General features: G+C 61.1%; 18 protein-coding genes. 17 read left to right on the top strand and 1 reads right to left on the bottom strand.

The features are described 5' to 3' along the window. The first annotated feature begins 79 nt into the window (after positions 1–79). The 8 genes from dnaE to ispD all read left to right on the top strand — a co-directional run bounded on the left by dnaE (position 80) and on the right by ispD (position 11356). Positions 80–3601, top strand: a complete 3522-nt coding sequence (dnaE, locus tag NPS58_RS23185; protein WP_274117611.1) for a DNA polymerase III subunit alpha — start codon at positions 80–82, stop codon at positions 3599–3601. 98 nt (positions 3602–3699) lie between these two features. Continuing rightward, on the top strand, positions 3700–4647 hold the full coding sequence (locus tag NPS58_RS23180) for an acetyl-CoA carboxylase carboxyltransferase subunit alpha (protein ID WP_274117610.1): 948 nt from the start codon (positions 3700–3702) through the stop codon (positions 4645–4647). 78 nt (positions 4648–4725) lie between these two features. After that, positions 4726–6018 carry a tRNA lysidine(34) synthetase TilS gene (gene tilS, locus NPS58_RS23175; RefSeq protein WP_274117609.1) on the top strand — a complete coding sequence of 431 codons (1293 nt, stop codon included), beginning with the start codon at positions 4726–4728 and terminating at the stop codon, positions 6016–6018. Positions 6019–6289: 271 nt separating this feature from the next. Beyond that, on the top strand, positions 6290–7918 hold the full coding sequence (locus NPS58_RS23170; RefSeq protein WP_128322413.1) for a CTP synthase: 1629 nt from the start codon (positions 6290–6292) through the stop codon (positions 7916–7918). Between the two features lie 3 nt (positions 7919–7921). Continuing rightward, positions 7922–8767: a 3-deoxy-8-phosphooctulonate synthase gene (gene kdsA, locus NPS58_RS23165; protein WP_274117607.1), complete on the top strand. Its 846-nt coding sequence runs from the start codon at positions 7922–7924 to the stop codon at positions 8765–8767. Between the two features lie 153 nt (positions 8768–8920). After that, positions 8921–10210, top strand: coding sequence for a phosphopyruvate hydratase (eno, locus tag NPS58_RS23160; RefSeq protein WP_274117606.1), 1290 nt, complete (start codon positions 8921–8923; stop codon positions 10208–10210). Positions 10211–10373: 163 nt separating this feature from the next. Continuing rightward, a complete protein-coding gene (ftsB, locus tag NPS58_RS23155; protein WP_038613966.1) occupies positions 10374–10652 on the top strand; it encodes a cell division protein FtsB in 279 nt (92 codons plus the stop codon). Then, the gene (gene ispD, locus NPS58_RS23150; protein WP_274117605.1) at positions 10649–11356 is read left to right on the top strand and encodes a 2-C-methyl-D-erythritol 4-phosphate cytidylyltransferase; all 708 of its coding nucleotides are present in this window, start codon (positions 10649–10651) and stop codon (positions 11354–11356) included. The genes ftsB and ispD overlap by 4 nt, the downstream gene beginning before the upstream one ends. A 16-nt stretch (positions 11357–11372) precedes the next feature. On the opposite strand, the gene NPS58_RS23145 is transcribed toward ispD, so the two are convergent. Then, a complete protein-coding gene (locus tag NPS58_RS23145) occupies positions 11373–12269 on the bottom strand; it encodes a LysR substrate-binding domain-containing protein (protein ID WP_274117604.1) in 897 nt (298 codons plus the stop codon). A gap of 106 nt (positions 12270–12375) precedes the next feature. Here NPS58_RS23145 and NPS58_RS23140 point away from each other — a divergent pair, with 106 nt between their 5' ends. From NPS58_RS23140 to NPS58_RS23100, 9 genes are all read left to right on the top strand, one after another. Beyond that, complete coding sequence (locus tag NPS58_RS23140; protein WP_274117603.1) at positions 12376–13488, top strand: S-(hydroxymethyl)glutathione dehydrogenase/class III alcohol dehydrogenase; 1113 nt, start codon at positions 12376–12378, stop codon at positions 13486–13488. A gap of 8 nt (positions 13489–13496) precedes the next feature. Further along, entirely contained in the window at positions 13497–14345 is an 849-nt protein-coding gene (fghA, locus tag NPS58_RS23135) for an S-formylglutathione hydrolase (RefSeq protein WP_274117602.1), read from the top strand. 75 nt (positions 14346–14420) lie between these two features. Continuing rightward, positions 14421–14894 (top strand): 2-C-methyl-D-erythritol 2,4-cyclodiphosphate synthase, encoded by a 474-nt coding sequence (ispF, locus tag NPS58_RS23130; RefSeq protein ID WP_274117601.1) that lies wholly within the window; start codon positions 14421–14423, stop codon positions 14892–14894. Next, positions 14891–15949, top strand: a complete 1059-nt coding sequence (truD, locus tag NPS58_RS23125; RefSeq protein WP_274117600.1) for a tRNA pseudouridine(13) synthase TruD — start codon at positions 14891–14893, stop codon at positions 15947–15949. Before ispF ends, truD begins: the two co-directional genes overlap by 4 nt. Continuing rightward, positions 15937–16686 (top strand): 5'/3'-nucleotidase SurE, encoded by a 750-nt coding sequence (gene surE / locus NPS58_RS23120; RefSeq protein ID WP_274117599.1) that lies wholly within the window; start codon positions 15937–15939, stop codon positions 16684–16686. Before truD ends, surE begins: the two co-directional genes overlap by 13 nt. Then, positions 16686–17363 carry a protein-L-isoaspartate(D-aspartate) O-methyltransferase gene (locus tag NPS58_RS23115; protein WP_274117598.1) on the top strand — a complete coding sequence of 226 codons (678 nt, stop codon included), beginning with the start codon at positions 16686–16688 and terminating at the stop codon, positions 17361–17363. The genes surE and NPS58_RS23115 overlap by 1 nt, the downstream gene beginning before the upstream one ends. 181 nt (positions 17364–17544) lie before the next feature. Further along, the gene (locus tag NPS58_RS23110; RefSeq protein WP_274118246.1) at positions 17545–18411 is read left to right on the top strand and encodes a peptidoglycan DD-metalloendopeptidase family protein; all 867 of its coding nucleotides are present in this window, start codon (positions 17545–17547) and stop codon (positions 18409–18411) included. Between the two features lie 106 nt (positions 18412–18517). Further along, a complete protein-coding gene (gene rpoS, locus NPS58_RS23105; RefSeq protein ID WP_028943016.1) occupies positions 18518–19525 on the top strand; it encodes an RNA polymerase sigma factor RpoS in 1008 nt (335 codons plus the stop codon). 475 nt (positions 19526–20000) lie between these two features. Beyond that, a partial coding sequence (locus NPS58_RS23100; RefSeq protein ID WP_274117597.1) for a reverse transcriptase domain-containing protein occupies positions 20001–20561 on the top strand: 561 nt, incomplete at its 3' end.

Below are 20561 nucleotides of genomic sequence, written 5' to 3'. Positions count from 1 at the left end.
TCACCCTGCGCTGGCTGATGTTTTGATCAAGGCCCGGTACAATCCGGGCCTTGTTGTTTTGTGCTGCTATAGGATCATCATGTCGGCTTCTTTCGTTCATCTTCGCCTGCACACCGAATACTCGCTGGTCGATGGCCTGGTGCGGATCAAGCCGCTGGCCAAGGCGTTGGCCGCGATGAACATGCCGGCTGTAGCGGTCACCGACCAGAGCAACATGTGCTCGCTGGTCAAGTTCTACAAAAACGCCATGGGGGCCGGCATAAAGCCGATATGCGGCGCCGACCTGTGGTTGAGCAACGGTGACCCGGACGCACCGTTGGCGCGCATCTGCTTCCTGGCCATGGACCCAAAGGGTTATCGCAACCTGACCGAGTTGATCTCGCGTGGATGGGTTGATGGTCAGCGCAACGGCCTGGTGATTATCGAGCGAGACTGGATTGCACCGGCCAGCGAAGGGCTGATCGCCCTATCGGCGGCGAAGGAAGGTGACTTAGGTATTGCCCTGCTCAATGGCAATCCGGATGAAGCCGAGGCCTTGCTGCGTGACTGGATGGCGATGTTCCCCGATCGTTTCTATGTCGAAGTGCAGCGCACCAACCGCGCCGGTGACGAAGAATACCTGCATGCGGCAGTGGCCCTGGCCGACAAGCTGGGGGCGCCGCTGGTGGCGACCAACGACGTGCGTTTCATCAAGCAGTCGGACTATGACGCTCACGAGACCCGTGTGTGCATCGGTGAAGGCCGTGCCCTGGATGACCCGCGCCGCTCACGCAACTACAGTGACCAGCAGTACCTCAAAAGCCCGGAAGAAATGGCCGAGCTGTTCAGCGACCTGCCCGATGCCGTGGAAAACACGGTCGAGATCGCCAAGCGCTGCAATATCCAGGTTCAGTTGGGCAAGCACTTTTTGCCCGACTTCCCGACGCCCAACGGCATGGGTATCGATGACTACCTGCGGCATGTATCCCACGAAGGCCTGGAAGAACGCCTGGCGGTGCTCTGGCCGAAAGAGACCACGCCCAACTACGAAGAGAAGCGCCAGGTCTACCTCGACCGCCTGAAGTTCGAGCTGGATATCATCATTCAGATGGGCTTCCCCGGTTACTTCCTGATCGTTATGGACTTCATCAAGTGGGCCAAGAACAACGGCGTGCCGGTCGGCCCCGGCCGGGGTTCGGGTGCAGGCTCGCTGGTGGCTTACGTACTGAAGATCACCGACCTCGACCCGCTGGCCTATGACCTGCTGTTCGAACGTTTCCTCAACCCCGAACGGGTGTCGATGCCCGACTTCGACGTCGACTTCTGCATGGACGGTCGCGACCGGGTCATCGAGTACGTGGCCGACGCCTACGGCCGTAACGCGGTCAGCCAGATCATCACTTTCGGTACCATGGCCGCCAAGGCGGTGGTGCGCGACGTTGCGCGGGTCCAGGGCAAGTCCTACGGTCTGGCCGACCGCTTGTCGAAGATGATCCCCTTCGAAGTCGGCATGACCCTGGAGAAGGCCTACGAGCAAGAGGAAATGCTCCGTGACTTCCTCAAGACCGACGAGGACGCCAAAGAAATCTGGGACATGGCCCTCAAGCTCGAAGGTGTGTGTCGTGGTACCGGTAAGCACGCCGGTGGCGTGGTGATCGCACCGACCAAACTCACCGACTTCTCGCCGATCGCCTGCGATGAAGAGGGTGGCGGCCTGGTCACCCAGTTCGACAAGGATGATGTCGAGGCAGCGGGCCTGGTGAAATTCGACTTCCTCGGCTTGCGCACGCTGACCATCATCAAGTGGGCGATGGAGACCATCAACCGCGAGCAGGCCAAGAAAGGCCTGGATGACCTGAACATCGACTTCATCCCGCTGGATGACAAGAAGACTTACGACCTGCTGCAAAAAGCTGAAACCACTGCGGTGTTCCAGCTTGAATCGCGAGGCATGAAGGAGCTGATCAAGAAGCTCAAGCCCGACTGCCTGGAAGACCTGATCGCACTGGTGGCGCTGTTCCGCCCCGGCCCGCTGCAGTCGGGCATGGTGGATGACTTCATCAACCGCAAGCACGGGCGTGCAGAGCTGGCCTATCCGCATTCGGACTACCAGTACGAAGGCCTCAAGCCGGTATTGGCACCGACCTACGGCATCATCCTGTACCAGGAACAGGTGATGCAGATCGCCCAGGTCATGGCCGGCTACACCCTGGGTGGCGCAGACATGCTGCGCCGGGCGATGGGTAAGAAAAAGCCCGAGGAAATGGCCAAGCAGCGGGGCGGTTTCATCGAAGGTTGTGCCACCAACAATATCGACCCGGACCTGGCCGGTAACATCTTTGACCTGGTAGAGAAATTCGCAGGCTACGGCTTCAACAAGTCCCACTCCGCCGCCTATGGCCTGGTCTCGTACCAGACCGCCTGGTTGAAGACCCACCATCCGGCGCCATTCATGGCGGCGGTGCTGTCGGCGGATATGCACAACACCGACAAGGTCGTGACCCTGATCGAGGAAGTGCGCAGCATGAAGCTGCGCCTCGATGCGCCGGATGTGAATACCTCCGACTTCAAGTTCACGGTCAACGATGACGGTCGTATCGTGTATGGCCTGGGTGCGATCAAGGGAGTGGGCGAGGGGCCGGTCGAGGCTATTGTCGAGGCGCGGATGGCCGGGCCGTTCAAGGATCTGTTCGATTTCTGCGAGCGGGTCGACCTCAAGCGCATCAACAAGCGTACCCTCGATGCCCTGATCCGCAGTGGTGCGCTGGATCGCCTGGGGCCGTATTTCCATGATGAGCTCAAGGCCTACCAGGCCAACATCGACCGCAATCGCGCCGTGCTGCTTGCCGCGATGGAAGAAGCGATCAAGGCGGCCGAGCAGACCGCACGTACCGCTGACAGCGGTCACGCCGACCTGTTTGGCGGGCTGTTCGTCGAAGAAGATGCCGATGTCTATGCCAATCACCGCAAGGCGCGCGAGCTGACCCTCAAGGAGCGCCTGCGGGGCGAGAAGGACACCCTGGGCCTGTACCTCACCGGTCACCCGATCGACGAGTACGAAGGCGAAATTCGCCGGTTCGCCCGCCAGCGCATCATCGACCTGAAGCCCGCGCGGGATACCCAGACGGTGGCCGGCATGATCATTGCCCTGCGGGTGATGAAGAACAAAAAGGGTGACAAGATGGGGTTCGTCACCCTCGACGACCGCTCCGGGCGTATCGAGGCTTCATTATTCGCCGACGCCTTCATGGCGGCCCAGGCATTGCTGCAGACCGACGCGATGGTGGTGGTCGAGGGCGAGGTCAGCAACGACGATTTCTCCGGCGGCCTGCGCCTGCGGGTCAAACGGGTGATGAGCATGGAAGATGCCCGGACCAACCTTGCCGAGAGCTTGCGCCTGAAGGTGCACAGCGATGCGCTCAAGGGCGACCGCTTGAACTGGCTGGGCGAGTTGTTCAAGCGTCATCGTGGCGCGTGCCCGATCACCATGGAGTACACCGGCAGCGATGCCAAGGCGATGTTGCAGTTCGGCGAAGGTTGGCGAATCGACCCGGCCGACGGCCTGATTCAGGCGCTGCGTGACCAGTTCGGACGTGAGAACGTCTTTTTGCAATATCGATGAATTTTTAATCTCGACCTGAATGCGCCTGATCCCTTAAGGTAGGGCGCCAAACGGATCAACCGGCCGGCCGCCTGGCCGTAGACCCAAGACGGATGCCTATGAACCCGAATTTTCTGGATTTCGAACAGCCGATTGCTGACCTGCAAGCCAAGATCGAAGAGCTGCGCCTGGTGGGCAATGACAACTCGCTGAACATCGGCGATGAGATCGCCCGTCTGCAAGACAAGAGCAGCACCCTGACCGAAAGCATCTTCGGTAACCTGACCAGCTGGCAGATCGCCCGCCTGGCCCGTCACCCCCGTCGTCCGTACACCCTGGACTACATCGACCATATCTTCACCGAGTTCGACGAGCTGCACGGCGACCGGCATTTCTCGGACGACGCCGCGATTGTCGGCGGTATCGCTCGTCTTGACGATAAACCGGTCATGGTCATCGGTCACCAGAAGGGTCGTGAAGTCCGCGAGAAGGTGCGCCGCAACTTCGGTATGCCGCGTCCGGAAGGCTATCGCAAGGCCTGCCGCCTGATGGAAATGGCCGAACGCTTCAAAATGCCGATCCTGACCTTCATCGACACCCCGGGTGCCTACCCAGGCATCGACGCCGAAGAGCGCAACCAGAGCGAAGCCATTGCCTGGAACCTGCGTGTCATGGCGCGCCTGAAAACCCCGATCATCGCCACTGTTATCGGTGAGGGCGGCTCCGGCGGCGCACTGGCCATTGGTGTGTGCGACCAGTTGAACATGCTGCAGTACTCCACCTATTCGGTGATCTCGCCGGAAGGTTGCGCCTCGATCCTGTGGAAGACTGCCGACAAGGCGTCCGACGCCGCTGAAGCCATGGGTATCACCGCCGAGCGCCTCAAGGGCCTGGGTATTGTCGACAAGGTGATTTCCGAGCCTCTGGGCGGTGCCCACCGTGACCCGGCGAAAATGTCGGAAAGCATCCGCGGCGAACTGATCGAGCAGTTGGCCATGCTCAAGAAATTCGACAACGACGCGCTGCTCAAGCGCCGTTATGATCGTCTTATGAGCTACGGGCTCTGATCTGACGCCTCGGCGCTCTCATCGCGGGGCAAGCCCGCTCCCACACCCTGTAGGAGCGGGCTTGCCCCGCGATCGCCGATGATCGACATCACTGCCAAACTCTCACCCTGGCTCCAAGCCCCCTCCTGGTGCATTGCCCTCTCTGGCGGCCTGGACTCCACCGTCCTCCTGCACCTGCTTGTCCATGCCGCGCAGCAACAGGCGCTCCCGCCGATTCGAGCGATTCACATCCATCACGGCCTGCAATCTGCCGCAGACAGCTGGCCTGCACATTGCCAGCGCCTGTGCGACGTCCTGGGTGTAAATCTGCAGGTTGTTGCGGTCAAGGTCGCTCCGGGCGCGAGCCTCGAGCAAGGCGCCCGTGATGCCCGCTATGCTGCCTTCGCGCAATGCCTGCAACAGGGTGAGGTCTTGCTGACCGGCCAGCACCGCGAGGATCAGGCAGAAACCTTGTTGTTCCGGTTGCTGCGGGGTGCGGGGGTGCGTGGCTTGACGGGCATGCCACAAGTCCGGGGGCTGGGGCAGGGGGTGTTGGTGCGGCCGTTGCTCGATGTGCCGCGACAGGTACTTGAAGCCTATGCCCGCGAGCAGCGGTTGCAGTGGGTGGAGGATCCGTCCAACAGCGACACGCGGTACTCGCGTAACTACCTGCGCCATGCGGTTTTCCCCGTATTGCAACAACGCTGGCCCCAGGTTGCGCAAAACCTGGCGCGCAGCGCCCAGCACCTGGGTGAGGCGCAAGGCCTGCTCGATGAGCTTGCCGCTCAGGATCTCGCCCTGGCATCGACGCCAAGCGGCATCGACTGGTTGGCCCTGGCCTCGCTGGACTTGACCGTGCTGCGCGCGCTTTCACCGGCTCGCCAGCGCAATGTACTGCAGTACTGGCTGGCCACGCGCACGCGTTTGCCGGATGCACGGCACTGGGCCGGCTGGGAAAACCTGCGCGACGCAGCGGGGGATGGGCAGCCCAGCTGGCAACTGACCGACGGCGAGCTTCATCGCAGCAACGATCGTATCTGGTGGTTGACCGACGACTGGCTCAAGGCGCCGCAGGCGCAGTGCTGGGGTTGCCCGGACCAGGCGCTGGAATTGACCGGTAACGGTAGCGTGCGGCTGAGCGGCAGTTTGCCGCAGGGCCCGCTGCGCATTGCTTATCGCAGGGGCGGCGAGGCCTTGCAGGTCGAGGGGCGTGGCCGTCGAGACCTCAAGCGCTTGCTCAATGAGCTGCAGGTGCCGCTGTTCGTCCGCTCACGCCTGCCGCTGCTCTACCGTGGCGATCAACTACTGGCCGTGGCCAACCTGCCCAGCTTGAGCCAGGGTGCATGGCAATTGCATTGGTGTGTACCGACGAGCGAGCAAGGTTTGAGATGAAAGGCACATTCGGGTAGACTACGCTCCCTTCTTGATACAGCTTCTGTGGCTTCCCCGAAATCACAGCAGTTGCCGATTACCAAGCAGTTTTTTGCTGGGCGATTCTAAAAATGTTTAGCGAGCTCCTAACCGGGATTTCAACCCCCGGTGTGTCCAGACGCGGCAGTTTTTTAAGATGCACTGTGATTGACGCAGGTGATCGGGGGCTTCGGCCTTCCTTCGCTTTCCCCGGCGGCACTGACCGCTTTAACGCAGACTTCTAGGGTTTTTCATGACGCGCTACATATTCGTCACGGGCGGTGTTGTTTCTTCATTGGGGAAAGGCATTGCCTCGGCTTCATTGGCGGCCATCCTGGAGGCGCGGGGGCTCAAGGTCACCATGCTCAAGCTGGACCCGTACATCAACGTCGACCCGGGCACCATGAGCCCGTTCCAGCACGGTGAAGTGTTCGTCACCCACGACGGCGCCGAGACCGACCTGGACCTGGGCCACTACGAGCGGTTCATCCGCACGACCATGACCCAGAACAACAACTTCACCACCGGCCGTATCTACGAGCACGTGCTGCGCAAGGAGCGCCGTGGTGATTACCTGGGCGCGACCATCCAGGTCATTCCGCACATCACCGACGAGATCAAGCGCCGCATCATCAAGGGCGCCGGCGATGCCGACGTGGCCCTGGTAGAGATCGGCGGCACCGTGGGTGACATCGAGTCGCAACCGTTCCTCGAGGCAATTCGCCAGTTGCGCGTTGAAGTGGGTTCCAAGCGCGCCATGCTGATGCACTTGACCCTGGTGCCGTACATCGCCACTGCTGGCGAGACCAAGACCAAGCCGACCCAGCATTCGGTCAAGGAGCTGCGCTCCATCGGCCTGCAGCCTGACGTGCTGATCTGCCGCTCCGACCACCCGGTCGATGTGTCCTCGCGTCGCAAGATTGCCCTGTTCACCAACGTCGAAGAGCGTGCGGTGATCTCCCTGGAAGACGTCGACACCATCTACAAGATCCCGGCCGTGCTGCACGCCCAGGGCCTGGATGACTTCGTCGTCGAGCGTTTCGGCCTGCAGTGCAATGGCGCCGACCTGTCCGAGTGGGAAAAGGTCGTCGATGCCAAGCTCAACCCGGAACACGAAGTCACCATCGCGATGGTCGGCAAGTACATGGAGCTGCTGGACGCGTACAAGTCGCTGATCGAAGCGATGAGCCATGCCGGCATCCAGAACCGCACCAAGGTCAACCTGCGCTACATCGACTCCGAAGACATCGAGAACCAGGGCACCAGCCTGCTCGAAGGCGCCGATGCCATCCTGGTACCGGGCGGCTTCGGTCTGCGTGGCGTCGAAGGCAAGATCACTGCCGTTCAGTATGCCCGCGAGAACAAGGTGCCTTACCTGGGTATCTGCCTGGGCATGCAGGTGGCGGTCATCGAATTCGCCCGTAACGTGATGGGCTGGAAAGACGCCAACTCCACCGAGTTCGATCGCAACAGCGGTCACCCGGTCGTCGGCCTGATCACCGAGTGGGAAGACGCCACCGGCGCGGTCGAAACCCGTACCGAAGCATCCGACCTGGGCGGCACCATGCGTCTGGGTGCCCAGGAGTGCCAGCTGGAAAGCGGCTCCAAGGTTCACGACTGCTACGCCAAGGATGTGATCGTCGAGCGTCATCGTCACCGCTACGAAGTGAACAACAAGCTGCTGCCGCAACTGGTCGACGCCGGTCTCAAGGTATCCGGCCGCTCCGGTGATGGCGCGCTGGTTGAAGTGGTCGAGTCCCAGGATCATCCATGGTTCGTCGCTTGCCAGTTCCACCCGGAGTTCACCTCGACCCCGCGTGACGGCCATCCGCTGTTCAGTGGTTTCGTCAAGGCGGCACTGGCTCAAAAGAACAAGGCCTGATCCATGACCCAGAAGATCATTCGCGTCGGTAACATCGAGATCGCCAACGACAAGCCGTTCGTCCTGTTCGGCGGCATGAACGTACTCGAATCTCGTGACCTGGCCATGAAGATCTGCGAAGAATACGTGCGGGTTACCGAGAAACTCGGTATCCCCTACGTGTTCAAGGCAAGCTTCGACAAGGCCAACCGTTCATCGAGCCACTCGTACCGCGGCCCTGGCCTGGAAGAGGGGTTGAAGATCTTCGAAGAGATCAAGCAGACCTTCAAGGTTCCGGTGATCACCGATGTCCACGAGCCCTATCAGGCACAGCCCGTGGCAGACGTCTGCGACATCATTCAGTTGCCGGCGTTTCTTTCGCGCCAGACCGACCTGGTCGTGGCCATGGCCAAGACCGGTGCGGTGATCAACATCAAGAAGGCCCAGTTCCTCGCACCCCAGGAGATGAAACACATCCTGTCCAAGTGCGAGGAAAACGGTAACGATCAATTGATCCTGTGTGAGCGTGGTTCCAGCTTCGGGTATAACAACCTGGTAGTGGACATGCTCGGTTTCGGGATCATGAAGCAGTTCGAATACCCGGTGTTCTTCGACGTGACCCATGCCCTGCAAATGCCAGGTGGTCGCGCTGATTCCGCCGGCGGTCGCCGCGCTCAGGTCACGGATCTCGCCAAGGCGGGCCTGAGCCAGAGCCTGGCCGGGCTGTTCCTCGAGTCCCACCCGGACCCGGACAACGCCAAGTGCGATGGCCCTTGCGCCCTGCGCCTGGACAAACTGGAGCCATTCCTGGCCCAGCTCAAGCAACTGGACGATCTGGTGAAAAGTTTTCCGACGGTAGAAACCGCGTAAACCTCATTTCTCCGGTAAAGTACCGCACGTTCAACCCCTGACCCACGGGTCAGGGGCCTGCCTTCGCCAGGCCTGCCCCTTTCAAACTGCCGGCGAGCGGCAAAGATTTTTTTCAGCTGCGTTGTTTTCGTCAATTCTGGAGTGCTTACAACAATGGCAAAAATCGTCGACATCAAAGGTCGTGAAGTTCTCGATTCGCGTGGTAACCCCACCGTAGAAGCGGACGTACTGCTCGACAACGGCATCATCGGCAGCGCGTGCGCGCCGTCCGGTGCTTCCACTGGCTCGCGCGAAGCGCTGGAGCTGCGTGATGGCGACAAGAGCCGTTACATGGGCAAGGGCGTCCTGAAGGCCGTTGCCAACATCAACGGCCCGATCCGCGACCTGCTGCTGGGCAAGGACCCGCTGGACCAGAAAGCCCTGGACCGCGCCATGATCGAACTGGACGGTACCGAGAACAAGGCCAAGCTGGGCGCCAATGCCATCCTCGCCGTATCCCTGGCTGCCGCCAAGGCCGCTGCCCAGGACCAGGATCTGCCGCTGTACGCGCACATCGCCAACCTCAACGGCACCCCTGGCCAGTACTCCATGCCAGTACCGATGATGAACATCATCAACGGTGGTGAACATGCCGACAACAACGTCGACATCCAGGAGTTCATGGTTCAGCCGGTAGGCGCCAAGACCTTCTCCGATGCACTGCGCATGGGCACCGAAATCTTCCACCACCTCAAGGCTGTTCTGAAGGCCCGCGGCCTGAACACCGCAGTGGGTGACGAAGGTGGTTTCGCGCCTAACCTCGCCTCCAACGAAGACGCCCTGTCGGCCATTGCCGAAGCCGTTGCCAACGCTGGCTACAAGCTGGGCACCGACGTGACCCTGGCCCTGGACTGCGCTGCCAGCGAATTCTTCGAAGAAGGCAAGTACAACCTGTCCGGCGAAGGCAAGTCCTTCGACGCCGCCGGTTTTGCCGACTACCTCAAGGGCCTGACCGAGCGTTTCCCGATCATCTCGATCGAAGACGGCCTGGACGAGTCCGACTGGGCTGGCTGGAAGATCCTCACCGACAAGATCGGCGACAAGGTACAACTGGTCGGTGACGACCTGTTCGTGACCAACACCAAGATCCTGAAAGAAGGCATCGACAAGCAGATCGCCAACTCGATCCTGATCAAGTTCAACCAGATCGGCTCGTTGACCGAAACCCTGGAAGCCATCCAGATGGCCAAGGCTGCCGGTTACACCGCAGTGATCTCGCACCGCTCGGGCGAAACCGAAGACTCCACCATTGCCGACCTGGCCGTGGGTACCGCTGCCGGCCAGATCAAGACCGGTTCGCTGTGCCGTTCCGACCGCGTTTCCAAGTACAACCAGCTGCTGCGTATCGAAGAGCAACTGGGCAGCAAGGCTGTGTACCGTGGTCGTGCCGAGTTTCGCGGCTAAGCAAGAGATGGTAAAAAGACAGCAGCCGAAGCGTGCCGAACAGCCATACTGACTGTTCAGCCGCTTCTTGCCGCAGGTCTGTGAGCACAAAGCCTGGCTTCGGCCAGGCTTCGTGCCATCAGCGCCCTGCACAAGTGGCGGTCTTTTTCCACTGGATACCCTGATGCGCAGTCCCTATTGGTTGTTCCTCGTCTTGCTTCTGCTGCTCGGTGGCCTGCAGTATCGTTTGTGGGTGGGCAATGGCAGCCTGGCTCACGTCACCGAACTCAAGCAGCAGATTGCCGACCAGCACGCCGAGAACGAGCGTTTGCTGGAACGTAATCGTGTGCTTGACGCAGAAGTACTGGAGTTGAAGAAAGGTATGGAAACCGTCGAAGAACGGGCACGCCATGAACTGGGTATGGTCAAGGAGGGCGAAACCCTCTACCAGCTGGCCCAATGAACCAGACCTTGCCGGCCTTCTGGGCCGTGATTCCCGCCGCGGGCGTTGGTGCCCGCATGGCTGCCGACCGGCCCAAGCAGTATCTGCAGCTGGGCGGGCAGACCATCCTCGAGCATAGCCTCGACTGTTTTCTCGACCATCCCTGCGTCAAGGGGGTGGTGGTCAGCGTTGCCGCTGACGATCCTTACTGGCCGGGCCTGCGTTGCGCCACTGATCCTCGTATCCAGCGGGCTGCTGGCGGTCAGGAGCGCGCCGACTCGGTGCTCAATGCATTGTTGCTGCTGCATGCCCAGGGCGCAGCCGACAGTGACTGGGTACTGGTGCACGATGCGGCACGTCCGAACCTGGCCCGCAGCGACCTGGACCGACTGTTGGCCGAACTTGCCGATGATCCCGTCGGTGGCCTGCTGGCAGTGCCGGCCCGCGACACGCTCAAACGTGCCGATGCCAAGGGGCGGGTCAGCTCGACCATCGACCGCAGTACCGTGTGGCAGGCCTATACACCGCAGATGTTCCGTCTCGGGGCCTTGCACCGGGCATTGGCCGACAGCCTGGTGGCGGATGTCGCCATTACCGATGAGTCCTCGGCCATCGAATGGGCGGGGCAGTCGCCGCGCCTGATCGAAGGTCGCAGTGACAACATCAAGGTGACCCGGCCCGAAGACCTGGAGTGGTTGCGCCAGCGTTGGGCCAAGCGCGGCTGAGCCCCGCTATGCTGTTCTAGCCAATTCGATACTCCGGCAACGTTGCCAACCCTTCGCGCAGATAATCCACCAGCTTGCGCACCTTGGGCGACAGGTGCCGTTGCTGTGGATACAGCGCCCACACCGCAGTATTTGGCGGCTGGTGGGTGTCCAGCAGTGACACCAGCGCGCCAGTCTTGAGGTGTTCAAGTACGTAGTAATCCGGCAGCTGGCAAAGACCTATCCCTTGTAGTGCGGCATCCAGCACTGCCTGGCCGCTGTTGCAGCGCCAGTTGCCCTGTACCCGCAAGCCGTGCTCGCGGCCATCCTGCTGCAGTGGCCAGATATCCGTGCTGCCGATCAGGCAGTTGTGCCGAGCCAGTTCCGACAGGCTATGCGGTCGACCATAACGCTCCACGTAGGCCGGTGACGCGCACAGGTACATGCGCCTGGGCGCCAGGCGCGTGGCCACCAGGCGTGAGTCCTGCAGGCGGCCGAGGCGAATGGCCAGGTCCAGGCCTTCATGCAACAGGTCCAGGGTGCGGTTGCTCAACTCGATGTCGACCCGCAGTTGCGGGTACAGCGTCATGAACCGGGTGACCAGCGGCACGATGAAGCGCTCGCCGTAGGCCACTGCACAGGTCATGCGTAGCAGGCCCTTGGGTTCGCTGGTGAGGTCACCCATCGCGCGCAGGGCTTCTTCGCGGCCGTCCTGCAGGCGCTGGCAATGCTGCAGGAATGTCTGCCCGGCCTCACTCAACGTCACTTTACGGGTGCTGCGGTAGAGCAGGCGAGTTTGCAGGCGATCCTCCAGGCGCGCGATCTGGCGGCTGATGTGTGACGAAGAAACCCCCAGGCGTTCGGCAGCGGCGGTGAACTGACCCGACTCGGCCACGGCGACGAATTCGTCGATGCCTTCCCAGCGGTTGGTCATTGATTATCCCTGCACGGCAATAATGTTTTGTCTTTGGCTGGATTATTCATCAAATGAGGATGAATTACACTTCCGACTTGAATTGACCCCTTGTTGGAGAAGATTGATGATCAAGTCCCGTGCCGCCGTTGCCTTCGAGGCCAAGAAACCGCTGGAGATCGTCGAGGTCGACGTGGCCATGCCCAAGGCCGGTGAAGTGCTGCTTCGCGTGGTTGCCAGCGGTGTCTGCCACACTGACGCCTACACCCTCTCCGGTGCCGACCCGGAAGGTATCTTCCCGTCGATTCTCGGTCATGAAGGCGGTGCCATCGTCGAGGCCGTGGGCGAGGGCGTCACATCGGTCGCGGTGGGCGATCATGTGATCCCGCTGTACACCCCCGAATGCGGTCAGTGCAAATTCTGTCGTTCCGGCAAGACCAACCTCTGCCAGGCTATCCGCGCTACCCAGGGCAAGGGACTGATGCCAGACGGCACCACGCGCTTCTCCTACAAGGGCCAGCAACTGTTCCACTACATGGGCACCTCGACGTTCTCCGAGTACACCGTGCTGCCGGAAATCTCCGTGGCCAAGATCCAGAAAGAAGCCCCCCTGGAGAAAGTTTGCCTGCTCGGTTGTGGCGTCACCACCGGCATCGGCGCCGTGCTCAACACCGCCAAGGTCAAGCCGGGCGATACCGTGGCCATCTTCGGCCTGGGCGGCATCGGCTTGTCGGCGATCATTGGTGCAGTCAAGGCCAAGGCGGCGCGCATCATTGCCGTGGACATCAACCCAGGCAAGTTCGAGATCGCCAAGCAACTCGGCGCTACCGATTGTGTCAACCCGAAAGACTATGACCGTCCGATCCAGGAGGTCATAGTCGACCTTACCGATGGCGGCGTGGACTACTCCTTCGAGTGCGTGGGTAACGTGCAATTGATGCGTGCGGCCCTCGAGTGTTGCCACAAGGGCTGGGGCGAGTCGGTGATCATCGGCGTCGCCGGCGCTGGCCAGGAAATCTCTACCCGTCCGTTCCAACTGGTGACTGGTCGCGTCTGGCGTGGTTCGGCCTTTGGTGGCGTGCGTGGTCGCAGCGAACTGCCAAGCTACGTGGAAATGTCGGAGAAGGGCGAGATCCCACTGGATACCTTCATCACCCACACCATGGGCCTGGAAGACATCAACAAGGCGTTCGACCTCATGCATGAAGGCAAGAGCATCCGCAGCGTCATTCATTTCTGAGGTTTGCCATGAGCCTGGAAAACATCTCCTGCCAGAAAAGCTTCGGCGGCTGGCACAAGCGCTATCGACATCGCTCCCAGGTGCTCGGTTGCGACATGGTCTTTGCGGTCTACCTGCCACCACAGGCCGAGCTGGGCGAGAAACTGCCGGTGCTGTATTGGCTAAGCGGGCTGACCTGCACTGACGAGAACTTCATGCAGAAGGCCGGCGCGCACAAGCTTGCCGCAGAGCTGGGATTGATCATCGTCGCCCCCGACACCAGCCCGCGCGGGCCCCAGGTGCCGGGCGACCCGGACGGCGCCTGGGACTTCGGGCTGGGCGCTGGCTTCTACCTCAATGCCAGCGAGCAGCCATGGTCCCAGCACTACCGTATGCACGACTATGTGGTGCAGGAGTTGCCTGCATTGGTCGAGGCGCATTTCCCTGCGTCTGATCGTCGCGGGATCAGCGGTCACTCCATGGGCGGACACGGGGCACTGGTGTGCGCGCTGCGCAATCCGGGGCGCTACCGTTCGGTGTCGGCGTTCGCGCCGATCAGCAATCCGATGGATTGCCCCTGGGGTCAGAAGGCCTTCTCCCGTTTCCTGGGGGAGGACCGGGGACGCTGGCGCGAATGGGACGCCAGTGTGTTGATCGCCGAGGCACAGGAGCGCCTGCCGTTGCTGGTGGACCAGGGAGATCGCGACGATTTTCTCGACAACCAGCTCAAGCCCCAGGCATTGATCCAGGCGGCCAAGGCGGCGGGGCACCCGCTGGAGCTTCGTTTGCAGCCAGGCTATGACCATAGTTACTACTTCATCGCCAGCTTCATTGATGAGCATTTGCGCCATCATGGCGTGTCCCTGGGTTTGTTGTAGGGGCTGTCCTACAAATAAGCCCAAGGCCCGGCAAAGCAGGTAGAATCACGCCCTGACTCAATCAGGGCGTTTTTTATGCGTATTGGCCACGGCTACGATGTGCACCGTTTCGCGGAAGGCGATTTCATCACCTTGGGTGGGGTGCGCATTGCGCACAAGTTCGGGCTGCTGGCCCATTCCGATGGCGACGTGGTGCTGCACGCCCTGAGCGATGCCCTGCTGGGCGCGGCCGCGCTCGGGGATATCGGCAAGCACTTTCCCGATACCGATCCGCAGTTCAAGGGTGCCGACAGTCGCGTACTGTTGCGCCACGTGGTGAAGGTCGTCCAGGCCAAAGGCTGGAAGGTCGGCAATGTCGACGCCACCATCGTTGCCCAGACACCGAAGATGGCGCCGCATATCGAAACCATGCGCCAACTGATTGCCGAGGACCTCCAGGTCGAACTCGACCAGGTCAACGTCAAGGCAACGACCACTGAGAAGCTGGGTTTCACCGGTCGTGAAGAAGGCATTGCCGTCCACGCCGTGGCCTTGTTGTTGCCAGCATGACCGAACTGGAACTTCTGGGCCCACGCGCCTCGGGCCAGGCGCTGGGCAGCGCGATTCTCAAGGCCACTGCCGAAGACTTCCAGGTGGACGAAGTCCTGGATATTCCACTGTCGGGCAATGGTGAGCACCTCTGGCTGTGGGTCGAAAAACGCGACCTCAACACCGAAGAAGCGGCTCGCCGTCTCGCTCGGGCGGCAGGTGTTCCGCTGCGTAATATCAGCTATGCCGGTCTCAAGGACCGCCAGGCCCTTACCCGCCAGTGGTTCAGCCTGCATTTGCCGGGCAAGGCCGATCCGGACCTCGGTGTCGCCGAGAACGAGACCCTGAGCATTCTCAAGCGCACCCGGCATTCGCGCAAACTGCAACGCGGTGCACATTCTGCCAATGGCTTCACCTTGCGCCTGACGGGGCTCGTTGCCGACCATGCCGCCCTGGATGCGCGCCTGGAACTGCTGCGCCGTCAGGGCGTGCCGAACTATTTCGGCACCCAGCGCTTCGGTCACGCTGGCGGCAACGTTCATGACGCCCAGGACTGGGCTTCCCGCCAGGCACTGCCCGAGCAGCGCAACGTGCGTTCACGGCTGCTTTCCAGTGCCCGCAGCTATCTGTTCAACCAGGTGTTGGCAGCGCGCGTTGCCGACGGCAGTTGGCAGCAGGCCCAGGTCGGCGACTTGCTGGCGTTTACCGACAGTCGCAGCTTTTTTCCGGCTGGCGAGCCGGAGTGCGCCGATCCGCGCCTGGCCATTCTGGACCTGCATCCCACGGGGCCGCTCTGGGGTGAAGGGTTGCCGGCCACCAGTGGTGCGATCGGCGAACTCGAGCAGGGCATCGGTGAACAACACGCTTCGTTGTGCCAATGGTTGGCGCGAGCGGGCATGAATCAGGAACGTCGTATCCTGCGACTGCCCATTGGCGGCCTTACGTGGCATTATCCCGAGCCTGATATTCTGCAACTGGAATTCGTCCTTCCGGCCGGATGCTTCGCCACCGTCGTGGTGCGCGAGCTCGTTGATCTGGTGTCGGCAGGGCAGACGGACAGCCCATGCGTATTCTGATTTCGAACGACGACGGCGTCACCGCACCCGGACTTGCCGCGCTGCATGCTGCGCTGGCGGATTATGCTGATTGTGTGGTCATCGCCCCGGATCAAGACAAAAGCGGCGCCAGCAGCTCGCTGACGCTCGATCGGCCGCTGTGCCCGCAGACCCTGGCCAACGGCTACATCAGTCTCAACGGTACACCGACCGATTGCGTGCACCTGGGGCTCAATGGCTTGTTGGAGCAGACGCCGGACATGGTGGTTTCGGGGATCAACCTCGGCGCCAACCTGGGCGATGATGTGCTGTACTCCGGTACGGTGGCAGCAGCGTTGGAGGGGCGCTTCCTGGGCGGTACCTCCTTTGCCTTCTCGCTGCTCTCACGTTTGCCTGACAATCTACCGACTGCTGCCTATATTGCACGCAAGCTGGTTGAGGCGCACAAGAGCCTGGAGCTTCCACCCCGTACAGTGCTCAACGTCAATATCCCCAATTTGCCGCTCGAGCATATCCGGGGAATCCAGCTGACTCGCCTGGGGCATCGCGCGCGCGCCGCGGCACCGACCAAGGTGGTCAACCCCCGGGGCAAGGAAGGTTACTGGATTGCCGTGGCCGGGGATGCCGAGGATGGCGGGCCGGGCACGGATTTTCATGCGGTGATGCAGGGCTATGTCTCGATCACACCCTTACAGCTGGACCGCACCTTCAACGACGCTTTCGAGCGCCTGGATGGCTGGCTGGAGGGGTTGCTCTGATGCGTGAACAGGAGGATCTGATGCGCCACGGTATCGGTTTTACCTCGCAGCGAACCCGTGAACGACTGATTCAACGATTGATCGAAGAAGGTGTATCCAACCCCCAGGTGCTCGACGTGCTGCGGCGCACGCCACGCCACCTGTTTGTCGACGAGGCGCTGGCTCATCGCGCCTACGAAGATACCGCGCTGCCTATCGGCAACAACCAGACCATCTCCCAGCCGTTCATGGTTGCGCACATGAGCGAACTGTTGCTCGAGGCCGGCCCGTTGGACAAAGTGCTGGAGATCGGCACGGGCTCCGGTTATCAAACCGCTATCCTTGCGCAGTTGGTCGAGCGGGTCTTCTCCGTGGAGCGCATCAAGGTCCTGCAGGATCGCGCCAAGGAGCGCCTGACCGAACTCAATCTGCGCAACGTGGTGTTTCGCTGGGGTGATGGCTGTGAAGGCTGGCCGGCACTGGCACCCTATAACGGCATCATTGTCACGGCGGTAGCGGCCGAAGTGCCCCAGGCCTTGCTCGATCAGCTTGCCCCGGGCGGGCGGATGGTCATTCCGGTGGGGCCGGCAGGGGAGTCGCAGCAGTTGATGCTCATCGTGCGCGAAGAACAAGGGTTCTCGCGCCGGGTGTTGGGCTCGGTGCGCTTCGTGCCACTGCTTAGTGGCCCGCTGGCCTGATCGATCTATTTTTTTTGCCGCGGCAGAATTTCACTGACATTGCCCTGTCTATCTGGCGGGCTATCTTGGTTTGTCGCGTGTCACATTTTGCGAGAGCCTGTGAACCGCAAGGGGTAGGCGCTCGGTTATAATTGCAACAATATTGCATTTTCACAGCAGTCACCATCAGAGGGAGCGGCGGGTGGGTCACACAATCGGTCGGCAGCGCAGGGATTTTTCGAGCTTCAAGCTCCTGGCGATTGCACTTGCCCTGGGTACGCTGATTTCCGGTTGCTCCAGTACGTCCTCCAACAGTGCACGGGTCGTCGATCGCAACGCGCCCGTAGCCAAGCGCCCAGCGGTCACCAGTGGCCAGTACGTCGTGCGTCCGGGCGATACCTTGTACTCCATCGCATTCCGCTACGGCTGGGATTACAAAGACCTGGCTGCACGCAATGGCATCACACCGCCCTATACCATTCGAGTCGGCCAGGCGATCCGTTTTGACGGGCGCTCGGGCACCTCGGTCGGGGGCACCACTACCGTCGTCACCAGCTCATCTTCGCCGTCGAGCAAGACCACGGTCACCACCCGGCCTGCCGGTACCCCCGCCAAACCCGCCACCCCTGCGCCATCTCCGGTTGCCACGCCTGCGACCCCAGCGGCACCCGCCCAGGTACCTGCTGCAGAGCGTTCGGTGGGCGGCTGGGCCTGGCCTGCCAATGGTGTGCTGATTGGAAAATTCGCTTCAAACGGTAGTTTGAATAAAGGCATTGATATCGCCGGTGATTTGGGACAGCCTGTTTTTGCTGCGTCTGATGGTTCGGTTGTATACGCCGGGAGTGGCTTGCGGGGCTACGGCGAGTTAGTAATCATCAAGCACAGCGATACCTACGTCAGCGCCTACGGCCACAACCGCAGGCTATTGGTTCGGGAGGGACAGCAGGTCAAAGTTGGGCAGACAATTGCCGAAATGGGTTCCACGGGCACGGACCGGGTGAAGCTGCATTTTGAGATTCGCCGCCAGGGCAAACCTGTTGATCCGCTGCAATTCCTGCCGCGTCGTTGATTGCTAGACCCGGCCTGTTCCTCGCGTAGAGGGGACAGGCTCCAGCGTTGCCAGGGATATGGGCGTCGCTTGAGTCTGAGTTCGAACTCAGCAAAGGACTATAACAATGGCTCTCAACAAAGAAGTGCCGGAGTTTGACATCGACGATGAAGTGCTCCTGATGGAGACGGGCATCGTTTTGGAAACGGATGTGGTGTCAGACGAACCTGCTGTATCTTCGGTTCGGACAAGGGCCAAGCAAGGCTCTTCGCTAAAGCAGCACAAGTACATCGATTACACTCGGGCACTTGATGCAACCCAGCTGTACCTCAATGAAATCGGGTTCTCGCCTCTGCTCTCGCCAGAGGAAGAAGTCCATTTTGCGCGGCTGTCGCAAAGTGGCGATCCGGCCGGTCGCAAGCGCATGATCGAAAGTAACCTGCGCCTGGTGGTGAAAATCGCCCGACGCTATGTGAACCGTGGGCTTTCGCTGCTGGACCTGATCGAAGAAGGCAACCTTGGGTTGATTCGCGCGGTCGAGAAATTCGATCCTGAACGTGGCTTCCGATTCTCTACCTACGCCACCTGGTGGATTCGGCAAACCATCGAACGGGCGATCATGAACCAGACCCGTACCATCCGCCTGCCCATTCACGTGGTCAAGGAACTGAACGTCTACCTGCGCGCCGCACGGGAACTTACCCAGAAGCTCGATCACGAACCCTCCCCGGAAGAGATCGCCAGCCTCCTGGAAAAACCGGTAGGTGAAGTCAAGCGCATGCTCGGGCTCAACGAGCGGGTATCGTCGGTGGATGTGTCCCTGGGGCCGGATTCAGACAAGACGCTACTCGATACCCTCACCGATGACCGCCCAACCGACCCTTGCGAACTGCTCCAGGATGACGACTTGTCCCAGAGCATCGACCAGTGGTTGAGCGAACTCACCGACAAGCAGCGGGAAGTGGTGATTCGCCGCTTCGGCCTCAGAGGGCATGAGAGCAGCACCCTTGAAGATGTAGGGTTGGAGATTGGCCTGACGCGGGAGCGGGTTCGCCAGATCCAGGTGGAGGGGCTCAAGCGCCTGCGTGAGATCCTCGAGAAGAACGGTTTGTCCAGCGAGTCGCTGTTCCAGTAACAACGCCTTGCAGCAAAGAACGCCTCGACATCGTCGGGGCGTTTTTGTGTGCGCCAGGCATGGCGCGTTGCGCGTAAGCGCAACCCGCTTGGCTGTGGTGGCCAAGCGGGTGACTTGGAGGTGAAAGTCCTCTACACACCCGGCAAGGGGAAGTGTTAGCCGGAGGCAAGGGTGTCGCGGGTGACCGCGAATCTGAAGGAAGCCCGAGGCAAAATGCTGGCCTGACGAACAGGAAGCGGATAGAGGCGGCACAGCGGGGTGAGGTGGCACAAATCGCCAAAGCCCAATACTTGCACGGAACGCTGTGACGTAGATCCGACAGGCATAAGCAGGAAGGTCGCGCGAATTACCCTGGGAGATCTGTACGTTTGCCATTGTGCTACCGCGCGTCGAAAGGCGACGGGATGAGCGTGCAGAAGTCAGCCGAAGCCGTAGTAAGTGGCGGTTAACCGCGCCACCAAGGGCCGAACAGGTTATGCCGCCAGTAGGCGTCGCCGTCTCGTTGGTAACCGTAATGCAGAAATTTCCCACAGCGGAAACTGTCATCCCGAGCTCCGGCCAGAAGCCGAGGGTGACGCCTGACAGTGCAAAGGTATCGACGGCGTCCGTGACGTGGACGAACGCGGAGCCGGACACGCTGATGGAGCGGGTGCTTGCACCGGCCAACCTCAGACGTGCGTATCAACGCGTGGTCAGCAACAAGGGAGCACCGGGTGCCGATGGCATGACGGTTGCTGACTTGGCGGGCTACGTGAGACAGTATTGGCCAACCCTCAAGGCCAGGTTACTGGCCGGTGAATACCAGCCCCAAGCAGTGCGAGCGGTTGAAATTCCCAAGCCGCAGGGCGGCACACGGCAACTGGGAATCCCCAGCGTCGTGGATCGCCTGATCCAGCAAGCACTGCAGCAGCAGCTCACACCTATCTTCGACCCACTGTTCTCGGACTACAGCTATGGTTTTCGTCCGGGCAGAAGTACGCATCAAGCCATCGAGATGGCTCGTGCTCATGTGACAGCGGGACACCGCTGGTGCGTG

This window comes from Pseudomonas putida (genome assembly GCF_028682455.1).
In the GTDB taxonomy this organism is placed as follows: Bacteria; Pseudomonadota; Gammaproteobacteria; order Pseudomonadales; family Pseudomonadaceae; genus Aquipseudomonas; species Aquipseudomonas putida_AA.
This window is presented reverse-complemented; position numbering and strand designations above follow the sequence as displayed.